This window comes from Micromonospora sp. NPDC003776 (assembly GCF_053605645.1).
This window is the reverse complement of record NZ_JBSGJR010000025.1, coordinates 19,694-31,046: the sequence shown is the minus strand read 5'-3', so window position 1 is coordinate 31,046 and position 11,353 is coordinate 19,694. Positions and strand designations below refer to the sequence as shown.

General features: G+C 69.2%; 5 protein-coding genes and 1 pseudogene. 3 read left to right on the top strand and 3 right to left on the bottom strand.

What is annotated here, in order from left to right:
• Together ACWEVO_RS04550 and ACWEVO_RS04545 are read left to right on the top strand one after the other, a co-directional pair.
• A pseudogene (locus tag ACWEVO_RS04550) lies at positions 1–383 on the top strand (hypothetical protein); the annotation flags it as partial.
• A gap of 538 nt (positions 384–921) precedes the next feature.
• Positions 922–1,152 carry a DUF2188 domain-containing protein gene (locus tag ACWEVO_RS04545; RefSeq protein ID WP_452306180.1) on the top strand — a complete coding sequence of 77 codons (231 nt, stop codon included), beginning with the start codon at positions 922–924 and terminating at the stop codon, positions 1,150–1,152.
• Between the two features lie 523 nt (positions 1,153–1,675).
• Here the strand turns inward: ACWEVO_RS04545 and ACWEVO_RS04540 are convergent.
• Positions 1,676–7,861, bottom strand: coding sequence for a S8 family serine peptidase (locus ACWEVO_RS04540; RefSeq protein ID WP_452306179.1), 6,186 nt, complete (start codon positions 7,859–7,861; stop codon positions 1,676–1,678).
• Between the two features lie 37 nt (positions 7,862–7,898).
• Here ACWEVO_RS04540 and ACWEVO_RS04535 point away from each other — a divergent pair, with 37 nt between their 5' ends.
• Entirely contained in the window at positions 7,899–8,051 is a 153-nt protein-coding gene (locus ACWEVO_RS04535) for a hypothetical protein (RefSeq protein ID WP_452306178.1), read from the top strand.
• Between the two features lie 69 nt (positions 8,052–8,120).
• On the opposite strand, the gene ACWEVO_RS04530 is transcribed toward ACWEVO_RS04535, so the two are convergent.
• Positions 8,121–11,075 carry an ATP-binding protein gene (locus ACWEVO_RS04530; protein ID WP_452306177.1) on the bottom strand — a complete coding sequence of 985 codons (2,955 nt, stop codon included), beginning with the start codon at positions 11,073–11,075 and terminating at the stop codon, positions 8,121–8,123.
• Positions 11,076–11,128: 53 nt separating this feature from the next.
• Positions 11,129–11,323, bottom strand: a complete 195-nt coding sequence (locus ACWEVO_RS04525) for a hypothetical protein (RefSeq protein WP_452306176.1) — start codon at positions 11,321–11,323, stop codon at positions 11,129–11,131.
• Positions 11,324–11,353: the final 30 nt, after the last annotated feature.

The window sequence follows — 11,353 nt, the reverse complement described above, 5'->3', positions numbered from 1 at the left end:
AGCAGCCCGGCTACCTGCCCCACCTGATCGACGCGCTGCACCACACCGGGCGTAATGACGAGGCCTGGCACACCGGACTCGCATGCCTGGACGAGCTGCCCGCCCGGCAACGCCTCGAACTCCTGCACCGACGGCAACAAGGCCATCCGGCCGACGTGCGCGAACCCTACCGGGCACTCATCAACACCCACCTGCTCGACTCGCATGACAAGCGCCGCTACGACACAGCCATCACGCTGCTCCGCCACCTGCGCGACGCGTACGCGGCCACCGACGACACCGACCAGTTCGCCAGGTACCTGGACGAGTTGCGTGGACAGCACCGGCGCCGGCCGGCGTTCCTGACCAAGCTCGACGCCGCCCGCCTTTACCCTGGCAGGTAAGTGCCCGCCCCGTAGCAGTCCGCATCGACATCGACGCTGCCCTTACCGAAAACCTCATCTCGCCCTGGTAGGAGCAGGCGCACGGTCGCGGGTGTCGAGGTCGTGCTCAGCGGGATCCAGATGCCGCGCATGAACGCGATCATGGAGCGGTGGACACAGGCCTCCCGTTCGTGACTTGCTGGACCGGACCCGGTCTGGAACCAGCGGCACCTGCTGCACGCCCGCCCTGCACGAATACGAATGCGTCTACAACGAACACAGACCCCACCAGGGCATCGTCAACGCCCGCCCGCTGCATCCCCTTGCCCACACCGATCGCCGATCCGGAACAGATCGCCCGCCTGAACATACGAAGACGCCATCGCCTCGGGCGGCATCCTCCACGAGTACGAACGTGCCGCCTGAACTGCCGGGATGACATTTCCGGCAAGCGCGGAGACGCAACCGCTCAGCACGGCGGCCGACGGACGTTTGGGGGCAGATGTGGCCGGGGCAAATATTCGTGACCAACCATGCAAGTGCAGGGAGGCGACGTCTTATGGCAAAGGGCGACATCGAGACGTACCACGAGGACGGTCAGTGGAAGAACCGTCCTGAGGGCAACCAGCGCGCAAGCACGGCGCACGGCACCAAGGCAGAAGCGGAGGCCGCGGGCCGACAGATGGCCATCCAGCGCGATGTCGAGCACGTGATCAAGAAGAAGGACGGCACCATCGGCGAGAAAAACACCTACCCCCGCAGCCGTGACCCGCGGGAGACCAAAGGCTGAACTGCTTGTCGACGCCTGCGCTGCTGGTAGCTACCGGGAGCGCCGTGGATGGATCGGTGACGTCCGGATGTCCGGACGTCACCGCCGGCCACAACATCTCCGTTCGTTGCCCGACATCTCGCCCTACAAGCTCTGTGCGTCGCGATCCCGCCGGCCGGCCCTCCACGCCTTTGGCCAGGCCCGCGACGGCATGACGGCACGGGTCGGGCGGAAGCTTGGCCTGCACCTGTTGGCAGATTCCGAAGTCATTCCCGGACGGCGAGGTCGGCGGGACCGGGTGGGGTCCGGGTGCCGGTGGTGATGGTGTCGTCGGCCCGCGCCCAGACGCCGTATTCACCGTCCGCACCTACGTCAGGACGGACACGAAGAACGCGACCCGGTCAGGGCATGCCTCCGACACAACACCCCAGGTCGGTGCGCGACTGCGGGCCAAAGCCGCAAATTCGGGAGACGCGGTCAGAGCCTCCTCGGGACATCATCCCAAGGAGGCTCTGACCTCTGCTGGAGGGCCGGTTCGGCTACCTCATGGGCGCGGGTCCTCCTGGACCTTCAGGGCGTTCAGGATCGGGTCGCGCTCGCCGATCTCGCTGCGGAGCTCGACCTTCAGGTCGCCGCCGGTGTGCTTGACCGTGACCGTGTTCACGTCCGCGGTCAGCGCACCCGCCTTCGCCTGTACATCGTGGTCGTGGAGCACGGCCTTGCCGTCGACCAGAACATCGAAGGTACGCATACCGGCCTTGACCTTCTCAATCTCCGCGAAGTCGAGGCCGATCTGGTACGTGCCGGCGGGCGCGTTCTTGAACACGTAGGTGAACGTCTTACCAGTCCGCTGGGTGCGGAACAGGTCGTCGTCCTCCGTGCCGCCGATGTCGGCCTTGGTGGCACGCGCCGTGCCGCCGATGTAGCCCCACGGCCCCGAGCCGAGTTCCTGGTCGGGCGACCAGACGAAGCCGTCGGCACCGACGTGCCCCGACCCACCCACGTCGACGCCCTTCCAGTAGGCCGAGGTCGCCAGGCGGACCGGCCTGAGCTGGGCCTCGCCCTTGCCGGCGTTCGACGCCACGAGCACGTCCCCGACGAGCACCCCGGGCTCGACGTCCGCGTTGTCGGCCGTCGCCGTGACCGTGGTGGACTCGCCGACCGCGAGCGTGACCGTGCCGGCTGCGGCCGCGCCCGCGAGGGTCAGCCACGGAAGGTCGGCGGCCTCGTGCCCGCCGTCGCTGGTGCGTCGCTGCTCGCTGAGCCGCACCTCGAGCGGGGCGGAGCCGGTGTTGGTCACGGTAACGTCGGCCGTCGCCTTCTGGTCCGGGCCGAGGAACCAGTCGAGGTCACCTCCGGTCACGGTCGCGACGCCCGTGGTCAACGCCGTGTCGACCACCTCGACCTGATCCTTCTTGGTGATGGTCACGGGGCGGCTGGCCGTGACGTAGTTCGGCGCCCAAACCTGCACGGTGTTCTCGCCGACCAGCGCCTGGGCCTTCCACCGGCCCTTCTCGTCGGCCGTGATGACCCGGTCACCGCTCGGCCCCCTGAGCGTGACGATCGCGCCCGCGATCGGCTTGCCGTCGTTCGCGTCGGTGACCGTGCCCTCGATCGTGCCTGCGGCCGGGAGGGTGTACTCGAGCCCCAGGCCGGCCTTCAGGGCGGGCTGGTTGTAGGAGTACTGGCTCGCGGGGTTGCGGGTCAGGCTCTCCAGGCCGACCGTCGCCGACGATCCGCGGGTGACGGGGTTGTCGCCGCCGATGCCGTCGCCGTACCCGATCTGGATCCGTCCGTCGGCGATCAGGGTGACCGAGAAGCTCACCCGGGCCGTCCGGTCGCTGTAGAAGGTGACGTTGCGCCACTCGATGACCTGCGCCGCTAGCCCGTCCACCTGGGTCGTGCCGAGGTAGATGCCTGCCTGGTCGTCGACGATGAGGTCGTCCCAGAGCGGATAGATCGCGTCGATCGGACTTCGCGACGGCAGTGCCGTGTTGTTTCCCAGCGAGCTGGCGCGGTCGAAGACCAGCGCGCCGTTCGTCGTCACGCACACGCCGTCCCAGGCCGTGTCGTAGAACGGGAACAGGAAGCTGGAGTCGAACCACAGCACGCCGCAGGAGTCATCGCCGTGCCATCCGGACTCCTGCGTACCCTGGCGGTAGAGCCCGTCGGTCACCTTCATCGAGTACGAGCGACCGGCGGGGGCCACGGGCACGGGGCCCGGCTCCGGCTGCTCGGGCTGGGGCTCCGGCTCCGCGGTGTCTGCGCGCGGGTCGAGCGTCACGCGCAGCGCCGCGATGCTCGGGGCTCGCAGGCCCCTCGAGCCTCGCAGCTCCACGGTCAGCGGGCCGCCGTCGTGCTGCACGACGGCAGTGCGCCAGTCGGCGGCGTTCGGACCCACGGCCGCTGCCGGGTCGTACGCGTATTCCGTCAGCGATCCGTCCAAAAGGACGTCGAACACCCGCTTCCCCTCGGCCACCTTCTCGATCTCGGCGAACCCGAGATCGATGGCGTAGGTGCCCTTGGGTGCGTCGGGGAAGGTGTAGGTCAGGTCCTTGCCCGGCGTGGTGCGCTGGGACTGGAACAGGGCGTCGTCCTCGGTGCCCTCGATCGCGGAGCCCGTAGAGGTCGTCTTGTCCTTCCCGGCGTAGCCCCACGCCCCGTCACCGGCCGCCTGGTCACCGGACCAGGTGTAGCCGGAGGCGTCGGTGAACGAAGGGCCGCCGGCGTTGACGCCGACCTGGTACTTCGTGGTCGTGAGCGTCACTGGGACGTAGGTCTTGGACTGGCGTCCGGAGTCGGACCTGACCACGATGTTCGCGCCGAGGATTCCCGGCTTGGTGTCCTTTGAGGAGACGGAGACCTTGACGGTCGTCGACTCGCCCGGGGCGAGGGTGCCGCCGGTCGAGGAGAGCGACAGCCACGGCAGGTCGGTGAGCAGGTCGTCCTCGACGTCGACCAGCACGACGTCGTCGGCGAGCTGGTCTGCGGCCCACAGCGCCCCGGTCGAGTCGGTCTCGAGGCCGCCGCCCTGGCCCACCTTCTGGCCCGGGAACCACCACGCGTTGACCAGCGAGCAGTCGTCGGGGTCGACCTGCAGCAGGCGGGTGGGCCTGTTCGTGGTGAGGTCGGTGTACCAGATGGTGTCGGATGCCTGGTTGTAGGCCAGGCCCATCACCTCGGGCAGCGGTGGGGCGCAGAAGGACAGCAGCGCGCCCGCGTTGTCGTGCGTCGTCCCGGCGACGGTTCCGATCATGCCGTTCTTCCGGCCGCCGACGTAGAACACGTCCTCCGTCGGGTTGTAGGCGAGTCCGGTCAGCTGCAGCGTGGACCAGTCACCCTTGATCTGCCGGGTTTCCTTCCCGGTTCCCCGGTCGAAGCAGTGGATGTAGCTGGCCGGGCTGTCCTCCATCTGGCACATGTCACCGGTCTTGGTGTCGAGCGCCATGTCGAACGCCCGGTACGTGGGGTTCCACGACGCGTCGAAGACCTTGCCGGTCGGCTTGCCCGTCACCGTGTAGGCGGTGTTGGTACGCGCGTTGTAGTCGTGGACCCAGACGTCGCCGTCGTACCCGATGCCGCTCGGCTCCTTCTCCGCGATGGTGCCCGGGATCTCGATGCGGGTGATGACGTCGCCGCCGGAGGTCGGGCCGACCTTGCCGGCCGCCTGTGCTTCCGCTGCGCTCACCGTCGCAGCCTTGCCGTCGACGTTCGACGGCGTCATGCCGCTCGCACCGGCCTTCCACGCGGCGAGGTTGATCGTGCTGTCCGCACCCGTCCCGGTGCGCGTGGTGACGCCGGCGGCGTCGAGCTCGGGGTGGCGCGCGGCCTCGCCCAGGTCGTACGTGAGCGGGGCGGAACCGTTGTTGGTCAGCGTCAGCGTGCCGACGCCCTTCTGATCGGTGCCCAGCACCGCGTCGAGGCCGTCGACCTTCAGGCCGGCGACACCCGTGGTCAGACGTGCGTCGACCTTGGCCTTCGCGTAGAGCTTGTCGAGGAAGAAGGGGTATGCCCCGGTCGTGTAGTTCGGCGCGTCGACCGTCATGGTGTAGTCGCCGACCGGAAGCTGGCGATGCACGATGCCCGTCCCGTTGGTCGTGACGGTCTCGACGAGCCCATCCTTGTTGGTGAAGGAGACCTTGGCCCCGGACACCGGCAGCCCGTCGTTCTTGTCGACGACGGTCGCGTCGAGGTAGCCCCAGTCGGGAAGGTCGTAGGTGACGACCATCCCGTCGTGCAGCACCGGGACGTTGTCGGAGAACCGGATGCCGTCCACGCCGGCCCAGCCCTGGATGCCGGTGATGGTGCGGGCGCCGCCGGTCACCGGGTCGTCGGTGCCGATGCCGTCGCCGTAACCGAAGATCACCTTGCCTGAGCGGGTGAGCGTGGCCGAGAAGTTGACCGGCTCGGTGTACTCCGACCGGATCGGGTAGGCCCAGATCTTGGCGTTGCGGAACTCGACGACGAAGGCATCCTCGCCGTCGACCTTGGTGGCCGCCGTGAAGACTCCCCCGCCGGGGGCGAACTGGACGGGGGTCTGGACGTAGAACGGGAAGATGCCCGCACCGCCGCTGCCGGGTCCGGTGGTGGCGTCCGGGGAGATCACGCCCCGCAGGCTGATACCCAGGGTGTCGTGGCTCCCGTTGTAGAGCGCGACCGGGAACGGCACCTTCACCGTCGCCCACACGCCGCTCGGGAACGCGACCGGGTCGGTGCCGCGCAGGTACTCGCCTTCGGAGACGGCGCAGCTGTAGCCGCCCTCGTCGACGACGAGCGCGACGGGGATCTCGCGCGGGTCGTTCTGCGCGGCGACGGTCAGCGGGACGGTCGTGGGCGAGAAGCAGGCGTTCGGCTTGATGTTCAGCGTGTACCCGCCCTCGGGGACAGCCTTGATCGTGAACGCGCCGTTGGCGTCCGTACGTACCGCCGCCAGCGGCGTGTCCTTGACGGAGACGTCGGCGTTCGGGACGGCCTGCTTCTTGTCGTCGACGACCCTGCCGCTGAGGTCGTGGCGCGCCGCGGCGGTGAGGGGGACCTCGAGCGAGGTGTTCTGGCCGAGGGTGATCGTGGCGCTCGCGGTCGCGGTCAGGTAGCCGAAGACCTTGGTGCTGATCTGGTAGTCGCCGACCGGGAGGTTCATCGTGAACCGGCCGTCCTTGTCGGTTCCGATGGACCGGGTGAACGGTCCGCTGATCGTCACCTCGGCGCCGGAGACCGGCGCGCCGTCGGCGGTGACGACACCGGTCAGGGTGCCGCCCTGGCGCGGCGCCAGCTCGAGCAGGCGGACGAGGTCGAGCCGGCCCTCGCCGTACTTGTTGTTGAAGGCGGCGGTGCCGCCGCACTCGGTGTCGTCGACGTCGACGGCCGACTCGGCGAGCAGGCGGCGGGTCTCCTCGACCTGCCCGATGAGGGTCGGGTCATAGCTCCACAGCGCCGCGACGGCGCCGGCCACGTGGGGAGCCGCCATCGAGGTGCCGGACATCTCGGTGTAGCTGTTGTTCGGATACGACGACCGGACGGTCACGCCGGGGGCGGAGATCTCCGGCTTGATCCGGCCGCCTTCACCCTCGCCCTTGCGGGAGAACGACGCGAGCGTGCCGTCCGAGGCGTAGGCGCCGACGGAGTAGGCACTCTCGGCGGAGCCGGGCGAGGAGACGGTGTCGCAGGCCGCGTACGGCGAGGTGTTGCCCGACGACCAGACGGCGAAGATGCCCGCGGCGCTCCAGGCCTCGTCGATGGCCTGGAAGAAGTCGTTGAAGTTGTGCTCGGCGTCCTGGCCCCACGAGTTGTTGATGACGTGGGGGCGCTTGGAGACGTCCGGGTTGTTGCCGTGAGCGTCGGTCGGGGCGAGCAGCCACCAGCCGGACTCGAGCAGCGACTCGGGGCCGTTGGACGTGCAGCACCCGTTCGTCGCGATCCACTGCGCGTCCGGGGCGACGCCGACGTGGTTGGTGCCGTCGTCACCGACCATGGTGCCCATGGTGTGCGTGCCGTGTCCGTTGTCGTCGCACGGCGCGGCCGTGCACGTGCCCCGGGTGGCCATCCAGTTGTAGTTGTGGTCGAACGTGCCGTCGCCCTTGTTGCCACGGTAGGAGTCCACCAGCGCCGGATGGTCGAACTGGACGCCCGAGTCGAGGTTGGACACGGTGATGCCCGCACCGGTGGCGCCCATGGCCCAGGCCTGGGGGGCGTGAATGGCGTCCAGACCCCACGAGACGGTGCCCGCCTCGGCGGCCTTCGGGGTGGCGGGGCGGACGGCCTGGTCAGCCGGGCCCTTCTCGTCCACGGGTTCGATCAGCGCGACCTGCGGCGTCGCGTGGATCTCGGCGACCTGCATCACGGAGGCGACGTCGAGGGCGAGCTTCTCAGTGCCGCCCTTGACGAGCACAGCGTTGGCGATCGGGTAGGAGGTGTATGTGGCGCCTGCCCCGTCGAGTTCGGGGGCGACGGACGCCGTCGATCCCTTCGCTGCCGCTTTCAGCGCGTCGTAGACGAACTGACCGCGGGCAGTCCAGTCGGCGATCTTCTTCGCGGGGGCGAGGTCGGCCTTGGTGTCGAACGTGATCCAGAAGTCGGAGACCGGCTCCTTGCGGAAGCGGTCCTTCAGGTCCGGCGCGATCTTGCTGGCGGGCGCACCGGCATCCGGCTCGGCGGCCGACGCCGGTGGTGGCGAGATCAGGCTCAGGCCGACCGCTACGGCCAGCGCAGCTACGAGGGCTTTCGGTCTCATGTGGGGGTCCTTCGGCCTACAGAGGTTGGTAGGGGTCGTGGCCGTCGTGGTCGTCGGCATCGCGGACGTCCTGAACGTCGCGGACGTCGCGGACGTCGACGCGCGGCTCACGCGACAGCTCGAGTGGTGGCTGGTGCTCGATGACGGAGTCGTCACGCGCGACAGGTCGCTCAGGCATGCACTGCCCTAGGGCCATGAATCATGAAGCCATGCTCGGCGCGGTCGAGCGGCCGTCGCTATCCAGCGGATACGTCAATTTTCACGACGGGTCGTCGAGGGAATCCTCTTCCGCGAACACTCCGGCCTCTACGGCCTTGACCGCGAGCGCGGTCCGGGAGGTCACCTTCAACTTGCGCATCGCCGCGCGCAGCTGTTGATCCACCGTGGCCGGCGACTTCGCCAGAATCCGGCTGATCTCCCGGTTCGTCTTGCCTGCGACAACCAGTCGGACCACGTCGAGCTCACGAGGTGAGAGCTGGTCGCCGTACCCCCGTCGGCCGCCGCGCCACAACCGCGGAACCTCGGCGCCGTGCTCGCGAAGCCGCTGCGCGACACGGTCTGCATCGCCGCGGGCGCCGAGCCTGAACAGGTGCTCGTACTGTGCGGCCAGCAGCTCCCGACCCTGTTCGACCTGGCCGTGCGCCATCAGCGCCTCGGCTTGACGCTCGCGGGCGAGCATCGCGTCGTAGGGGCGCGGCAACGCGCTCCAGGCGCGCGCCGCCCGGTCGTATCCCGCCGCCGCGCGGGCGTGGTCTCCGGCTGCGGCCAGCAGCAAGGCACGGCATACGGTGAGCGCCGCACGAGGCGCAGGCGCCGTACGGCCACGCAGTCCTCTGGCGAACTGGTCGCCCAAGCGTGCCGCGGCCTTGAGGTCGCCCGCGGCGAGGTGCGCCTCGATCCGGGCGGGCACGAGATCCGTCGCCCAGACCCAAATGCCTTTTCTCCGGACTGTGTCCATCGGCTCGTTCGTGACCTGCAGCGCCCGGCCGCTGTTTCCGTCCGTCAGCCACAGCCTGGCCAGCCCAGCGGCAGCCTCCATCGTGTCGTCGGCAGCGCCGAGACGGGCAGACTCCTCAAGGACCAGCCGGAACTGCTCCTCCGCAGCGCGCCGCCGTCCGGCCGCGGCTGCCAGCCGGGCCGCGAGCCGAACGCTGCCGAGGTAGAGCGCCGGCCGGTCTCGGTCGGCATCGGCGAGTGCCGCGCTTCGCTCCGCGAGACCCTCCCACCGGCCGGTGAGCCACGCCAGGTTGGCCTGTTCGAGTCGAACGTTGTACTGCAACCGGGACGCCTGCTCGGCCTCGGCAAGGCGCAGGGCAACGACAAGATGTGCCTCCGCCTCGGCGTACCGACCCCAGATCACTGCGCCGGTCCCGACATTCGCGTGGATGCGGGCCACGTCGAGACGCTCCGCCGAGGTCGCACCCTCAATCGGCAGGTCGGCGACGACGTCCCAGGCCTCCTCTTCACCGAGCATAAGCAGCGCGGCGGCGCGGTTGCCAGCCAGGTTCAGCCGCTCGGCGGGAGAATCGATGTCGGCGGTGAGCTCAGCCGCGCGATCCAGCCAACGCCGGTGAGTCGACGCCGGCCACGGTCCCGCATAGGCCCAACCGAGATAGGTCATCGCCCGAGCCGCCTCGACCGGGTCATGGTCGAGGTTGGCCACCGCCTGCTCGAGCTCGATGAGCGCGGCCTGCGCCTCACCGCCGGTGATCAGGAGCCGACCCAGGGGGTTGCGGATCTCGGCCTGCTGACGCGCGGACAGACCGGGGGTCTCCAGCACCGAGCGCATCGTACGGATCACGCGGTGGTACACCTCGTCGACCGGTTCACGACGGCCCAGTGCGGCCACTCCGGCGATACGCGCGACTCGTGCCCGATCCGACGGCGGCAGCTCCGACCACGACAACAGATCGACCAGCAAGCCGACCGCCTTGGTGTGGTCACCCGAGGCCATGGCCAACTCGGCGCCCTGCTCGGCGTACCGCGCCCAGGACTCCGCCTCGCCCGCCTCCCGGAAGTGGCGGGCAAGGCGTGCGACAGGCGGCGGATGGATGCCCTCCAACGCCCGGCCGGCCAGCAGGTGGAAGTGTCTGCGATCGGTCAACGGAATCGCTTCGTAGACAGCCGTGGCGGCCAGCACATGCCGGAATCGCCACTGGCCGCGGTCGTCTCCGTCCAGGACGCCGGCACCGGCCGCCTCCGCGACAGCGCCTCGACACGCATCCGGTGACAGACCGGCGGTTGCCGCGATCGTGGCCACCGATGACGGCTCAGCTAACGTCGCCGCGGCTCGCAACACCTGCTGGGCCGTCGGCGACAGACGGCCCACCCGCTCCCGGGTGGAGTCACGCACCGTTGGCGGCACCTGTAGCTCGCGCAGCTTCAGCCGGACCCACTGCCCATCGCGGAAGACGAGGTCGGCACGGTCGCACATGAGGCGAACCGACTCCTCCAGCGCCAGCGGAACGCCACCGGTCCGCTCGTGCATGAACGTCGTGAACTCCTGCGATATCGGGTTGCCGTCCAGCATCGAGGACACCAGCGCTGCCGTGTCGCTCGGTCGCATCGGCGCCAGGGCGATCCTCAGCTGGGTCACGCCAGCAGGCAGCCGGGACGTCAGCCGCAGCAACAGCGATCCGGTGTCCACCTCCTCCGGCCGATAGGAGATCACGAGGCTTGGTCCGTCCGACTGCTGTCGGGAGGTGACGAACAGCAGGAACTCCAAGGTCACCTCGTCGGCCCAGTGAGCGTCCTCGAGCACGAGAACGTCGACACGCAGAGCCCGCAGCAGCTCGTCCAGGGCGCGGAACAGGCGATGCCGTGCCGCCTTCGCGTCATCCAAGGGCTGCAATGCGGGCGGCAGGTCCGCCGACCATTCAGGGAACAGCGGCCGTAACGCACCCGCAAGCTCGGTGAGCCGCAACCGCGACGCCGGCCGGTCGATCCCACGGAACGCGTCGACGATCGGCCCCAACGTCAGCGACTCTCGAAGCGGTGGGCACACCGAGACCAGGGCGCTGCGCTGGTGGGGCCCGGCCAACCACTCTCGCAGCAGTCGGCTCTTCCCGATCCCCGCCTCGCCCTCTACCAGCACGATCGCCGGTGGCCGAGCCAACGCCCCACTGAGCGCCGCCATCTCCCGATCACGGCCCACGAAGTCCGGCGTAGAAACCGTCGGTGAAGTCCCGTCGTCCTCGGGCGAGGGGTCGAGCATGCGTGATGATCTCGCCTTTCGAAGCTCGGGCGCAAGTACAGGCTGGCTTAAAATCAACGGTGCCAGGCAACGAGTTCCTCACCGGCCAGCGCGCCAAGCTGCTGCTCATGGAACGGGTGCTCAACGACCTGTTCGACGTGTGCGACGTGGTGGTGCAGACCGACCCGGTGCCGTTTCGACATCCTCGGCCTACCGGAAATCGCCTTTCCGATCGGGTTCACCGCCGCCGGCGTGCCGATCGGCACCATCTTCGGCGGTCTGCCGTACGCCGAGGACCG